Raw genomic sequence first — 12,420 nt, forward strand, 5'->3', positions numbered from 1 at the left:
GCCGGGGCCACCGACCGGATCCGTCAATGCCCCGCCTCGCGCCAGCTGCGACCCGTCCCGACCGAGACGTCGAGCGGGACCGAGAGCTCGGCGGCCGCCCCCATCTGTGCGCGGACGAGCTCCTCCAGTGCCTCCCGCTCCCCCGGCGCCACCTCGAGCACGAGCTCGTCGTGCACCTGGAGAAGCAGCCGGGAGGACATCCCGGCCTCCCCCATCTGCCGGTGCACCCCGAGCATCGCCACCTTGATGAGGTCGGCCGCGCTGCCCTGGATCGGCGCGTTGAGCGCCATCCGCTCCGCCATCTCGCGGCGTTGCCGGTTGTCGCTCGTGAGATCGGGCAGGTACCGGCGCCGGCCCATGAGGGTCTCGGTGTACCCCACCTGGCGCGCCTGGGCGACGACGCCGGACAGGTAGTCGCGGACGCCGCCGAACCTGTCGAAGTAGTCGTCCATCAGGGTGCGCGCCTCGGCCACGTCGATGCTCAGCTGCTTCGACAGGCCGAACGCGGAGAGCCCGTACGCCAGTCCGTACGACATCGCCTTGATCTTCGAACGCATCGCCGACGTCACCTCGTCGGTCGGCACCCCGAACACGCGTGACCCGACGTAGCTGTGCAGGTCCTCGCCGGAGCGGAACGCCTCGATGAGGCCCTCGTCGCCCGACAGGTGCGCCATGATCCGCATCTCGATCTGCGAGTAGTCGGCCGTGAGCAGCGTCTCGTAGCCCTCGCCGACGACGAAGCCCTCCCGGATCCGGTACCCCTCCTCGGTACGGATCGGGATGTTCTGCAGGTTCGGGTCGGCGGAGGACAGGCGCCCGGTCGCGGCGATCGTCTGCTGGAACGTCGTGTGGATGCGTCCGTCCGGCGCGACCGAGCGCAACAGGCCCTCGACGGTCTGCCGCAGCCGGATCGCCTCGCGGTGGGCGAGGAGGTGCTCGAGAAACGGGTGCTCCGTCTTCACGTACAGGTCCGCGAGCGCGTCGGCGTCGGTGGTGTAGCCCGTCTTCGTGCGCCGGGTCTTCGGCATCCCGAGGTCGTCGAAGAGCACCTCCTGCAGCTGCTTCGGGGAGCCGAGGTTGACCTGGCGCCCGATCGCCTCGTAGGCGCCCAGCGCCGCGCGCTCGACGACGGCGTCGAACTCCCGCTCGATGCCCCGCAGGTACTCGACATCGGCGCCGATCCCGTCGTGCTCCATCTCGGCGAGCGTGCGCAGCAGCGGCAGCTCGACGTCCTCGAGCAGCGCCTGCGCGCCGCGGTCGGCGACCTCCTCCGCGAGAGGTCCGGCGAGCTCGACGACGGCGACGGCCCGCGCTCCGGCGCTCTTCGCCCCGGAGTCCGCGTCGAGGTCGAGCATCCCCTGACCGGTCTCGTCCAGATCCGTGCGCGGGAGCTCGCGGTGCAGGTACCGCACCACGAGATCCGCGAGGTCGTACGAACGCTGGTCGGGGTGGCACAGGTAGGCCGCGAGCGCTGTGTCCATGACGACGCCGCGCACCTCGAGCCCGCGGCCGGTGAGCGCGTGCCAGGCGGGCTTCGCGTCGTGCACGGCCTTCGGCGCCTCCGGGTCCGCGAGCCACTGTGCGAGGACCTTCTCGTCCGCGGGATCGATCTCGGCGAGGTCGATCCCCAGGGCGGCGCCGTCGGCGTCGGCGATCGCCAGCGCCCACGCGTCGCCGCTCCCCTGCTGCACCGACCCCCTGACCTCCAGCCCGAGCAGCGCCCCGGACCGACCTGCCAGCCAGGCCTCGAGGCCGCCGGGCGCCAGCACCTCCACCTCCGCGGCGAGCTCGGCCACGTCGGTCGGCGCCGTCGCGTCGGGGAGGTACTCGAACAGGCGGTCGCGCAGCACACGGAACTGCAGCGCGTCGAACACCTCGTGCGTCGCCTCGCGGTCGATCTCCGACCGGGCGAGGTCGTCGACGGCGATCGGCAGCTCGACGTCGGTGAGGAGCCGGTTCAGCCGCCGGTTGAGGATCACCTGGTCGAGGTGCGCGCGGAGGTTCTCCCCCGCCTTGCCGGTGATCTGGTCCGCCGCCGCGATGACGCCGTCGAGTCCGCCGTGCGCGAGGATCCACTTCGCGGCGGTCTTCGGCCCCACGCCCGGCACGCCGGGCAGGTTGTCGCTCGTCTCGCCGACCAGCGCCGCGAGGTCCGGGTAGAGGGCGGGCGCCAGACCGTACTTCTCCTCCACCGCGGCCGGTGACATCCGGACGAGGTCCGAGACTCCCTTGCGCGGGTAGAGGACGGTGACGGCGTCGGACACGAGCTGGAACGTGTCCCGGTCCCCGGAGCACACGAGCACGTCGAGCCCGGCCTGCTCGGCCTGCCCGGCGAGCGTGGCGATGACGTCGTCGGCCTCGACGTCGTCCTTGGACATCGACGGGATCCGGAGCGCCGTGAGCACCTCCTGGATGAGCGGCACCTGGCCCCGGAACGGCTCGGGCGTCGCGTCGCGCGTGCCCTTGTACTCCGCGTAGACCTCGGTGCGGAACGTGGTGCGCGCGACGTCCCACGCGACCGCCACATGTGTCGGGTCCTCGTCCCGCAGGAGGTTGATGAGCATCGACGTGAAGCCGTACACGGCGTTCGTCGGCTGCCCGGACGTCGTCGAGAAGTTCTCCACGGGCAGCGCGAAGAACGCCCGGTACGCCATCGAATGACCGTCGATCAGCAGGAGGCGGCCTCTGGGCACCGAGGCGTTCGTGGTCGCGGAGGTTGGCGCGTCGTCGGTCACGGGTGCCAGCCTAGGGGCCATGTCCGACAAGCCATCGAGCGAGACTCCGACAGCGAGGAACGAGCGCAGGAGGATCGCGACCGACGAGCAGAGTCGTGAGACTCCGGCGGCCCCCACACCCGAGGAGATGCTCGCGGGGGTGCGCGCCCAGACCGCCGGCACGCTCATCGAACGGCTCGGCATCGAGATCGTCGAGGCGACGCCGGACCGCGTCGTCGGGACGATGCCCGTGGCCGGCAACACGCAGCCGTACGGGCTGCTGCACGGCGGGGCGACGGCGGCGCTCGCCGAGACCCTCGGCTCGTTCGCGGCCACGCTGCACGCGGGAGCCGGACGCGCCGCCGTCGGGCTCGAGCTCAACGCGACCCATCACCGGGGCGCCCGGGACGGCGTCGTCACCGGTGTTGCTCGTGCGCTCCACCGCGGGCGGTCGACGGCGAGCTACGGGATCGAGGTCACCGACGAGCTCGGCAGGCTGGTCTGCTCAGCGCGACTCACCTGCATGCTCCTCGCGGGCGTCCCCGGAGCCTGACGCGAACCCGCCAGCGCCAACCCGCTCGCCGGTGTCGGGTCCAGCCCCCGGCTGCGCCGACGACGCGCGATGAGCGTCTCGAGACCGCGCCGGTCACGGCGCGGGCCGTCCGGCTCGAGCCGGCGCAGCAGGACCTGCGTGTCGGCGACGCGTCGGCTGCCCGCCGCGGCGAACCCGAGCTGCGCCAGGAACCGCTGCTCGCTGCGGGCACCGCTCACCGGAAGCGTGACGATCCGCTCGGCGCCCTCGGCGAGCGCGAGCGCCGCGAGGAAGCTGAGCAGGACCCGGCCCACGCCGTGGCGGCGGTGCTCGCGCAGCACGTAGAGCATCTCCACCTGGACCCACGTGAGATCGGCGAAGAGCCCTGGCCGCAGCACCTGGGCGATGGCGGCCGCGACGACCTCGCCGTCACGCTCCGCGACCGCGACGTGCGCGTCCGGGGACCCGAGCATCGCCCGCAGCTGCTCTCCGAGCACCTGGGACGACTGCGGCACGCACAGATGAGCACTCAATGGCGACTCGTCGCGCGCCTGAAGACAGATCGACGCCAGGTCGTCGAGATCCTCGACACCCGCCGCACGCACGGTCGCTCCCGTTCGAGACACCGAACCAACCCTCCACATCGGTCGTGGACCAGCTCGTGCCCCCGGCCTCCCGCCGTCGCGCAGCCGCGCACCCCAGCGGCGGAGAGGTCCCTGCGGGTCGCCACACTACGCCCCCTGGTGCCTCCGCGACGAGACCTCCGTGTTACCGAACCGATACATCTCGGCCCTACGTTGACGGGACCTAGGCATCCCGGAGAGCCTAGGTTGGCCTGCACCACCCGGCCGACGCGGCCCGGGACCGGCGGAACAGGAGCACCAGTGCACCCACGCGTCCTGCGGCCCGAGGGTCGACGCGCCGTCGGGCGACGTGTCGCCCTGGGCCCTCCCCGGCGGTGGCACGGCCCCCTCGTGGTCGCCGTCACGCTCGCGCTGGCCGTCCTCGCGCTGCTGAACGTGTCCGCGGGGCCGGCTGCGGCCCAGCCGGCGGGCTGCGTGCCGGACGCCGAGACGGCCTGCATCACGGGGACGATCCGTACCGAGGCCGGCGAGGGCGCAGCCGGGATCGTCATCACGGTGACCGGCGGTCCGGAGGAGCTCACGGCGACGACCGGTGACGACGGCCGCTGGGCCGTGGCCATCACCGAGGCGGGCGAGTACGTCGTCGAGCTCGACACCGCGACCCTCCCCGCCGGCGAGACCCTGCGCGACCCCGGCGCGAACCCGCGGACGGTCACGGCGAACCTCGGGTCGACCGTCGCCGCGGCGTTCCCGCTCGGGCCCCCGACCGGCGGGGGCGAGCCCACCGAGGCGGCCACCGACGAGGGCGAGGACGACCAGACGACGGCGCCGCCCGCCGGCTCCGGCGACGAGGGCGGCGTCACCGAGAGCGCGGAGACCGCGGCGAGCGGCGGCGACCTCGGGACCCGCGTGCTGCAGCTGACGCTGAGCGGCCTCGTCTTCGGTCTGCTCCTGGCGCTCGCCTCCGTCGGCCTGTCCCTCATCTACGGGACGACGGGGCTCTCGAACTTCTCGCACGGCGAGCTCGTCACGCTCGGGGGCATCGTCGCGTACATCGCCGCCCAGTGGTGGGGGCTCTCCCTCTTCCTCGCGGGCCTCGTCGCCGTCGTGGTCGGCGCGATCATGGGGTACGCCCAGAACGCGGTGCTGTGGGCGCCGCTGCGCCGCCGCGGCGTCGGGATCACGCAGCAGATGATCGTGACCATCGGTCTCGCCGTCGCCCTGCAGTACGCCCTGCACCTCATCGTCGGCGGCAACCCGCTGCGCATCAGCACGGCGAACCCGCCGATCATCGACCTCGGACCCGTCCGCATCACCCAGACGTCGGCGATCTCGGTGGGGATCGCCGTCGTCGTCCTGGCGGCGATGGCGTACGTGCTGCTCGCCACCCGCGTCGGGCGGGCCACCCGCGCCGTCTCGGACAACCCCGCCCTCGCCTCGGCGTCGGGGATCGACGTGGAGTCCATCGTGCGCGGCGTCTGGGTGACGGGCGCGGCACTCGCCGCCCTCGGCGGCACCCTGCTCGGGCTCTACCTCAACGCGACGCGGTGGAACACCGGGACCACCCTGCTGCTGCTCATGTTCGCCGCCGTCACGCTCGGCGGGCTCGGCGCCGCCATGGGAGCGCTCGTGGGGTCCATCGCCATCGGGCTCGTCGTCGAGCTCTCCACCCTCGTCCTCCCGAGCGACATGCGCTACGCGAGCGCGCTCGTCATCCTCATCCTCGTCCTGCTGTTCCGTCCGCAGGGCATCCTCGGCCGCGCGGAACGCGTGGGGTAGCGGAGGCATCCATGGACTTCTCGGCTCTCGCCACCTCGATCGTCGCGGAGATGATCTCGCCGACCGCGGCGGCCTACGCGCTCGCCGCCATCGGCCTGAACATCCACTTCGGGCTGACCGGCCTCATCAACATGGGCCAGGCGGGGTTCATGCTGGTCGGCGCGTACGGGTTCGGCATCTCGACGATCGCCGGCTGGCCGCTGTGGGCGGCCGTGCTCGTGGCCATCGGGTCCGGTGTGGTGTTCGCGCTGATCCTCGGCCTGCCGACGCTCAAGCTCCGCGGCGACTACCTCGCCATCGTCACGATCGCGGCCGCCGAGATCGTGCGCCTCGTGGGCCGGTCGACGGCGCTCGAGGACATCACCGGAGCGTCGAACGGCCTGCTCGGCAACTCGTTCAAGCACACGTTCCAGGGGGCGTCGCCGTTCCCGGACGAACGGTGGACGTTCCTGTTCCTCACCCTGCCCGTCAACGCGTCGAACAGCTGGTGGCTGCGCATCGTCGGATGGACGCTCGTGGCCCTCGCGTGCTTCCTCGTGTACCTGCTGATCCGCAGCCCGTGGGGCCGCGTGCTCAAGGGCATCCGGGAGGACGAGGACGCCGTCCGCTCGCTCGGGAAGAACGTGTACAGCTACAAGATGCAGGCCCTCGTGCTCGGCGGTGGCCTCGGAGCGCTCGCCGGGATCATCTTCGTGCTGCCGGGCGCGATCCAACCGGACTCCCTCGGCCGACCGGTGACGTTCTACACGTGGACGATCCTGCTGCTCGGAGGCGCCGCGACGGTGTTCGGACCCGTGCTGGGGTCGATGCTGTTCTGGGGGACGCTCGTGTTCGTGCGCGGCCTCATGCGAGGTGTCATCCCGGAACAGGTGATGTCGGTGATCGAGATCGAGCAGTTCGGGTGGGTGCTCGTGGGCATCACGCTCATGCTGCTCGTGATCTTCAGACCACAGGGCATCCTCGGCGACAAGAAGGAGCTCGCGATCCATGACCGCTGAGTCCCCCGCCCACGCCGGCCAGGGTTTCGCCGGCGTCCCCCGGGTGCCCGGGTCCGCGAAGCCGGACCCGATCCTCGTGGCCGACGGCGTCACGCGCCAGTTCGGTGGCGTGCTCGCCGTCGACGTGGCCCACCTCGAGGTGCAGCGACACGCGATCACCGCGCTCATCGGGCCGAACGGCGCCGGGAAGACGACGTTCTTCAATCTCATGACGGGGTTCGACAAGGCCAACCACGGGACGTGGTCCTTCGAGGGACGCACGCTCGCCGGCACCCCAGCGGCGCAGGTCGCGCGGCGCGGCATGGTGCGCACGTTCCAGCTCACCAAGGCGCTGAGCAGGATGACGGTGCTCGACAACATGCGGCTCGGGGCGCGCGAGCAGCCGGGTGAGAACCTCTTCGTCTCGCTCGTGCGGCCCGCCTGGCGCTCGCGCGAGAGCGAGATCACCGACAAGGCGATGACGCTGCTCGAACGGTTCCGGCTCGAGGAGAAGGCGCAGGACTTCGCCGGCTCGCTCTCGGGTGGCCAGCGCAAGCTTCTCGAGATGGCGCGGGCCCTCATGAGCGATCCCGTCATGGTGATGCTCGACGAGCCGATGGCCGGGGTGAACCCGGCGCTGACCCAGTCGCTGCTCGGTCACATCACCGCGCTGCGCGACGACGGCATGACCGTCCTGTTCGTCGAGCACGACATGCACATGGTGCGGCACATCTCCGACTGGGTGGTGGTCATGGCGCAGGGCGAGATCGTCGCGGAGGGCCCACCGGCCGAGGTCATGGGCGACCGGGCGGTCGTCGACGCGTACCTCGGGGCGCACCACGACACCGACCTCGGCGACGACGCCCTGCTGGAGGAGGACTCCCGCATCACGCGGGAGGCCGAGGCGGAGGCCGACGTCGGCCCCGGGGAGGACCGCTCATGACCACCGTCACCCGCACCACCGACCCGCACCGCGGCGCCCCGGCGGGTGAACCGCTCCTGTTCGCCGACGACCTCACGGCCGGGTACCTGACCGGCGTCGACATCCTTCGCGGGTGCTCGTTGGTGCTGCACCCCGGCGAGCTCGTCGGCATCATCGGACCCAACGGTGCCGGCAAGTCCACGCTGCTCAAGGCCCTGTTCGGGCTCGTCTCCGTGCGGTCCGGACGCGTGACGCTCGCCGGAGCGGACATCACCAACGCGCGCGCCGACGACCTCGTCCGACGCGGCATCGGGTACGTGCCCCAGACGAACAACGTCTTCCCCTCGCTCACCATCGAGGAGAACCTGCAGATGGGGCTGTACCAGGCTCCGGCACGGTTCGCCGCCCGGCTCGAGGTGGTCCTCGGCCTGTTCCCCGAGCTGGGGCCCCGACGCCGGCTGCGTGCCGGCTCGCTGTCCGGCGGGGAGCGGCAGATGGTCGCCATGGCGCGCGCGCTCATGATGGAGCCGTCGGTGATCCTGCTCGACGAGCCGTCCGCGGGGCTGTCACCCGTGCGGCAGGACGAGACGTTCCTCCGCACCCGGCGCATCAACAAGGCCGGCGTGTCGGTGGTCATCGTCGAGCAGAACGCCCGGCGCTGCCTGCAGATCTGCGACCGGGCCTACGTGCTCGACCAGGGCACCAACGCCTACTCGGGCCCGGGCCGGCAGCTCATGCACGACCCGAAGGTCGTGGAGCTCTATCTCGGCACGCTCGCCACCGACGTCGAGCGTGACTCCCCCACCGCCCACGACGACACCGCCGACGACTGACCCGCACGAACGTCGCACCCCACGACGCGGCCCCCGGCGGATGATCCGCCGGGGGCCGCGTCTCGTGCGTGCCGTGAGCCGTTACTCGGTGGGCACCTCGCCGAACTCCGCCCGCTGGAACGAGTACATGTTCTCCGCGTCGAAGAGGTAGATGCCGATGTTGGCGGAGGACGGGTCGTTGTTCTCGTTGAACGGACCCGCGCCGGACACCGCCTGGTACGCGATGTCCTCGCCGTCGTCGAGCAGGCCGGCGCACTCCTCGAAGCCGGTGCACTCGGTGCCGCCGTCGGCCCCGGAGACGGCCGCCATGTTCTCCTGGATCGTCGGGCCGTCGGTGCCGCCGCCGCGCACCGCCGCGAGAGCGGCGAGCATCGTGGCGTCGTAGGCCTCGGCGGCGTACGAGAAGTCGGTGAGCCCGTCATCGATCTCGAGCAGACGGGCCTGGAAGTCCTCGGTCGGGAACGCGCCGGGCAGCGTGCCCTGTGCGCCCTCGAGCGTGCCCGGCTCGAACTCGGTGCCGAACTGCGTGAGGTTGCCGTCGACGAAGTACGTGTTCGCCATGTCCCAGCCGGCGTTGACGAGCTCAGCGATGATGAGCGGCGTCTGCGTCGTGAACGCGAGGATCGTGATGGCGTCCGGGTTCGTCGCGAGCACCTCGCCGACGATGGCCGCGTAGTTCTGCTCGGTCGGCGAGAACTCCTGACCCGCCGTCCCGTACGTCACGGTTCCGCCGCCCTCCTCCACCACGCCCTGCACGACGTCGCGCAGGCCGGTCCCGTACGCCTCGTTGAACACGAGGATGCCGAGGTTGAGGTGCCCGTCACCGAGGATGAGGTTCCCCAGGGCGCTGCCCTGGACCGAGTCCGGCGGAGCGGTCCGGAAGAAGAACTCGCTGTACCCGGACAGGTCGGTCGCCGTGTTCGCCGGCGAGATCTGCACGACCTCCGCGCCGACGACGTCGTCGATGACGTTCAGCGTGACCTGGGAGGACGCCGCGCCGATGATGACCGGCACGTTCGCCCCGAGCAGCGTCTGCACCGACTGCGTGGCAACGGCAGCGTTGTCCGCGTCGGAGGAGTCGGTGTGCTCCACGCTCACGTCCGCACCGAGCACGCCGCCGGCGCCGTTGATCTCCTCGACCGCCAGGTCGACGCCGGCGATCTCCGGCGGGCCAAGCTGGGACAGGGACCCGGTCTGCGGCAGGAGCGTGCCGACGACCAGGGCCTCGGCGCTACCTTCGCCGTCGCCGTCGCCGGCCGTCTCCTCCCCGCCGCCGTCGCCACCGCCGCCGCACGCGGCCAGCACAAGTGCAACGGCGCCGGCCATGGCCGCCGTCTGCACGATCCGCAAGGATCGACTCATCGCAGGTCTCCTTCGTTCCGGCGCACCACCCTCGTGGTGCGGCGTGCCGGGAAACCTAGTCTCCGCGTGTGTCGCCCATGTGACAACCGACACGTCCGGGCGAGATGTTGCGAAGTTGTGACCTGCGACCAGCGGGATCAGCTGGGTGAGCCGCCCGCACCCACCTGCTCGATGACGGCGTCCGCCACCTCACGCATCGTCAGCCGGCGGTCCATCGACGTCTTCTGGATCCACCGGAACGACTCGGGCTCCGTGAGGCCCATCTTCGTCATGAGGAGCCCCTTCGCGCGGTCCACCCGCTTGCGGGTCTCGAACCGCTCGGCGAGGTCGGCGACCTCGGACTCGAGCGCCACGATCTCGGAGTGCCGGTGCAGGGCGATCTCGATCGCGGGCAGCAGGTCGGCCTGCGTGAAGGGCTTGACGACGTACGCCATCGCGCCGGCGTCGCGCGCCCTCTCGACCAGCTCGGTCTGGGAGAACGCCGTCAGGAGCACCACCGGGGCGATGCGGTCCTTGCCGATGCGCTCGGCGGCGGAGATCCCGTCGAGGACGGGCATCTTCACGTCCATCACGACGAGGTCGGGCTTGAGGTCGGTGGCCAGCTGGACGGCGGTCTCGCCGTCGCCCGCCTCGCCGACGACGTCGAACCCGGCCTCGGTCAGGGTCTCGACGACATCGAGGCGGATCAGAGCCTCGTCCTCGGCGACGACGACGCGCCGGCCGCGGCCGATGCCGTCGGCCTGGGTCCCACCTGAGGTCTCGCTGTCTTCTGCGGGGGTCTGCGTCTCGTCCGTGCTCACGGCGTTAGCCTAGTGCTTCGTCCGCCCCGATAGCCCAACTGGCAGAGGCAGTCGGCTCAAACCCGGCACAGTGTGGGTTCGAATCCCACTCGGGGCACCGCGCGCGCTCAGGACCGTCGCGCCGTCATGTGACCGAACGCACGCCGGCCGCCGCCGCCCGGGCACGCAGGTAGCGCTGTTGCGCCGGGTGCATCGCCCGACCGGCCGCCACCTCGTACGCGGACCTCGCGGCGTCGAGGTCGCCGAGCTGCTCGAGCAGGTGCGCGCGCACCGCGAGCGGCCGGTGGTCCTGGGGCAGGGAGCCGGCCGCCTCGGCGAGGTCCAGCTGCGCGAGCCCCGCCGCCGGACCGTCGACCATGGCCACCGCGACGACGTGGCCGAGCGCTGCGACGGGGCTCGGCTCCATCTCCACCAGCACCTCGTACAGCGCGAGGATCTGCGGCCAGTCGGTGCTGTCCGCGTCCCGCGCCTCGTCGTGCAGGGCGGCGATCGCCGCCTGCACCTGGTAGGGACCGACCGGGCCTCGAGGCAGCGTCAGCGCCACGAGCGCGACGCCTTCCGCGATCATCTCGGCGTCCCATCGCGACCGGTCCTGCTCGGCCATCGGGACGAGCCGCCCGACGTCGTCCGTGCGCGCCGCCCGCCGGGCGTGGGTGAGGAGCAGCAGGGCGAGCAGTCCCGCCGCCTCCGCGTGGTCGGGGACGGACCGGCGCACCAGCCGCGCCAACCGGATCGCCTCGGCCGCGAGCTCGGTGCGCTGCAGCGCCGGGCCTGTCGTCGCCGCGTAGCCCTCGCGGAAGACCAGGTAGACGACGTGGAGGACGGCGTCGAGCCGCCCGGGGAGCTCGTCCGGACCCGGCAGCGCGAACCGCGCCCCCCTGTCGCGGACCTGGGTCTTCGCCCGGCTGATCCGCCGCGTCATCGTCGCCTCGGGCACGAGGAACGCCCGGGCGATCTCCGCCGTCGTGAGCCCGCCGACGGCGCGCAGCGTGAGGGCGATCTGCGACGCCGGCGTCAGGGCGGGATGGCAGCACATGAGCAGGAGAACGAGCGAGTCGTCCTCGTCCCCCGACGGTGCACCGCCGTCCGAGGGCGGGCCGGACTCCCCCGGCGCGGCCACGGTCCACGACGCCACGCGCTCCTCCCGGCGTCGACGCGCCTGGTCGCTCCTGAGCAGGTCGGTGAGCCGGCGCGAGGCGACCCGCACGAGCCAGGCGCTGGGATCCTCCGGCACCCCGTCGACCGGCCAGCGCGTCGCCGCGACGAGGAGCGCCTCCTGCACCGCGTCCTCGGCCGTGGCGAAGTTGCCGTACCGGCGCACGAGCGCGCCGAGAACCCGCGGCGTGAGGTCGCGCAGCAGGTCCTCGGCCTCGGGCATCAGAGGTCCAGCTCGTCCGCACCCTCGGCGACCGGGCGGACGTCGACGTACTCGCCGTCGGCGTCGGGGTTGACGAACCTCGCGGCGATCTCGCACGCGCGGTCGAAGCTCGTGCAGTCCACGACGGTGAACCCGGCGAGCACCTCCTCCGTCTCCGCGTAGGGACCGTCGGTGACGACCGGCGCACCGGCCCGCACCCGCACGCGCCGCGCGTGCACCGGGGCCGTCAGACCTCGGCCGTCGACGAGCTCGCCGGACGCCGCGAGCTCCTCGTGCAGGCGCCCCATGTAGGCGTGCATCGCGGCGACCTCCTCCTCGGACATCGCGGGCTTCTCCGTCGGCCTCCCACCGAGGACGTCGTAGTCCTGCTGCGAGCCGTACAGCATGATCATGTACTTCACGGTTCTCTCCTCCCGAGGGGCACCCGGCGGGCGCCGTTCACCGGGATGTCGGTGCCGGCGACGCCGACCGGACACGCGGGAGAGCCTACGCAGTGTTCGCCCTGGGCGAACGCCCCTGGCCCGGCCCCAGGTGCCCTA

General features: G+C 72.0%; 11 protein-coding genes and 1 tRNA gene. 6 read left to right on the forward strand and 6 right to left on the reverse strand.

The genetic code is table 11. From position 1 onward, the window contains the following. Nucleotides 1-23 precede the first annotated feature (23 nt). Nucleotides 24-2,756 (reverse strand): DNA polymerase I, encoded by a 2,733-nt coding sequence (gene polA, locus BCAV_RS11080; RefSeq protein WP_015882692.1) that lies wholly within the window; start codon nucleotides 2,754-2,756, stop codon nucleotides 24-26. A gap of 106 nt (nucleotides 2,757-2,862) precedes the next feature. On the opposite strand from polA, the gene BCAV_RS11085 reads away from it, so the two are divergent. After that, nucleotides 2,863-3,267: a hotdog fold thioesterase gene (locus tag BCAV_RS11085; protein WP_043347034.1), complete on the forward strand. Its 405-nt coding sequence runs from the start codon at nucleotides 2,863-2,865 to the stop codon at nucleotides 3,265-3,267. Here BCAV_RS11085 and BCAV_RS11090 read toward each other — a convergent pair. Beyond that, nucleotides 3,177-3,761 carry a GNAT family N-acetyltransferase gene (locus tag BCAV_RS11090; protein WP_050761722.1) on the reverse strand — a complete coding sequence of 195 codons (585 nt, stop codon included), beginning with the start codon at nucleotides 3,759-3,761 and terminating at the stop codon, nucleotides 3,177-3,179. The genes BCAV_RS11085 and BCAV_RS11090 overlap by 91 nt on opposite strands. Before the next feature lie 369 nt (nucleotides 3,762-4,130). Here BCAV_RS11090 and BCAV_RS11095 point away from each other — a divergent pair, with 369 nt between their 5' ends. The 4 genes from BCAV_RS11095 to BCAV_RS11110 are packed head-to-tail and all read left to right on the forward strand — an operon-like array spanning nucleotide 4,131 to nucleotide 8,341. Beyond that, nucleotides 4,131-5,609, forward strand: a complete 1,479-nt coding sequence (locus tag BCAV_RS11095) for a branched-chain amino acid ABC transporter permease (protein WP_015882694.1) — start codon at nucleotides 4,131-4,133, stop codon at nucleotides 5,607-5,609. Between the two features lie 11 nt (nucleotides 5,610-5,620). Beyond that, nucleotides 5,621-6,607, forward strand: a complete 987-nt coding sequence (locus BCAV_RS11100) for a branched-chain amino acid ABC transporter permease (protein WP_015882695.1) — start codon at nucleotides 5,621-5,623, stop codon at nucleotides 6,605-6,607. After that, entirely contained in the window at nucleotides 6,597-7,529 is a 933-nt protein-coding gene (locus tag BCAV_RS11105; protein WP_015882696.1) for an ABC transporter ATP-binding protein, read from the forward strand. The genes BCAV_RS11100 and BCAV_RS11105 overlap by 11 nt, the downstream gene beginning before the upstream one ends. Further along, nucleotides 7,526-8,341 carry an ABC transporter ATP-binding protein gene (locus tag BCAV_RS11110; RefSeq protein ID WP_015882697.1) on the forward strand — a complete coding sequence of 272 codons (816 nt, stop codon included), beginning with the start codon at nucleotides 7,526-7,528 and terminating at the stop codon, nucleotides 8,339-8,341. The genes BCAV_RS11105 and BCAV_RS11110 overlap by 4 nt, the downstream gene beginning before the upstream one ends. 81 nt (nucleotides 8,342-8,422) lie before the next feature. On the opposite strand, the gene BCAV_RS11115 is transcribed toward BCAV_RS11110, so the two are convergent. Together BCAV_RS11115 and BCAV_RS11120 are read right to left on the reverse strand one after the other, a co-directional pair. Further along, the gene (locus BCAV_RS11115; protein ID WP_015882698.1) at nucleotides 8,423-9,703 is read right to left on the reverse strand and encodes an ABC transporter substrate-binding protein; all 1,281 of its coding nucleotides are present in this window, start codon (nucleotides 9,701-9,703) and stop codon (nucleotides 8,423-8,425) included. 137 nt (nucleotides 9,704-9,840) lie between these two features. Continuing rightward, a complete protein-coding gene (locus BCAV_RS11120; protein WP_245529037.1) occupies nucleotides 9,841-10,434 on the reverse strand; it encodes an ANTAR domain-containing response regulator in 594 nt (197 codons plus the stop codon). Nucleotides 10,435-10,526: 92 nt separating this feature from the next. Between BCAV_RS11120 and BCAV_RS11125 the strand changes: the two genes are divergently transcribed. Next, a tRNA-Leu gene (locus BCAV_RS11125) sits at nucleotides 10,527-10,600 on the forward strand. A gap of 27 nt (nucleotides 10,601-10,627) precedes the next feature. Here the strand turns inward: BCAV_RS11125 and BCAV_RS11130 are convergent. Beyond that, nucleotides 10,628-11,881: an RNA polymerase sigma factor gene (locus BCAV_RS11130; protein WP_015882700.1), complete on the reverse strand. Its 1,254-nt coding sequence runs from the start codon at nucleotides 11,879-11,881 to the stop codon at nucleotides 10,628-10,630. Next, nucleotides 11,881-12,273 (reverse strand): YciI family protein, encoded by a 393-nt coding sequence (locus BCAV_RS11135; RefSeq protein ID WP_245529038.1) that lies wholly within the window; start codon nucleotides 12,271-12,273, stop codon nucleotides 11,881-11,883. Before BCAV_RS11135 ends, BCAV_RS11130 begins: the two co-directional genes overlap by 1 nt. Nucleotides 12,274-12,420: the final 147 nt, after the last annotated feature.

This window comes from Beutenbergia cavernae DSM 12333, assembly GCF_000023105.1.
GTDB lineage: Bacteria > Actinomycetota > Actinomycetes > Actinomycetales > Beutenbergiaceae > Beutenbergia > Beutenbergia cavernae.

Bases quoted from the DNA above. Each gene is read 5' to 3' on its own strand.
- polA (WP_015882692.1), bottom strand. From the start codon at position 2,756: ATGGCCCCTAGGCTGGCACCCGTGACCGACGACGCGCCAACCTCCGCG.
- BCAV_RS11085 (WP_043347034.1), top strand. From the start codon at position 2,863: ATGCTCGCGGGGGTGCGCGCCCAGACCGCCGGCACGCTCATCGAACGG.
- BCAV_RS11100 (WP_015882695.1), top strand. From the start codon at position 5,621: ATGGACTTCTCGGCTCTCGCCACCTCGATCGTCGCGGAGATGATCTCG.
- BCAV_RS11105 (WP_015882696.1), top strand. From the start codon at position 6,597: ATGACCGCTGAGTCCCCCGCCCACGCCGGCCAGGGTTTCGCCGGCGTC.
- BCAV_RS11110 (WP_015882697.1), top strand. From the start codon at position 7,526: ATGACCACCGTCACCCGCACCACCGACCCGCACCGCGGCGCCCCGGCG.
- BCAV_RS11115 (WP_015882698.1), bottom strand. From the start codon at position 9,703: ATGAGTCGATCCTTGCGGATCGTGCAGACGGCGGCCATGGCCGGCGCC.
- BCAV_RS11130 (WP_015882700.1), bottom strand. From the start codon at position 11,881: ATGCCCGAGGCCGAGGACCTGCTGCGCGACCTCACGCCGCGGGTTCTC.
- BCAV_RS11135 (WP_245529038.1), bottom strand. From the start codon at position 12,273: ATGATCATGCTGTACGGCTCGCAGCAGGACTACGACGTCCTCGGTGGG.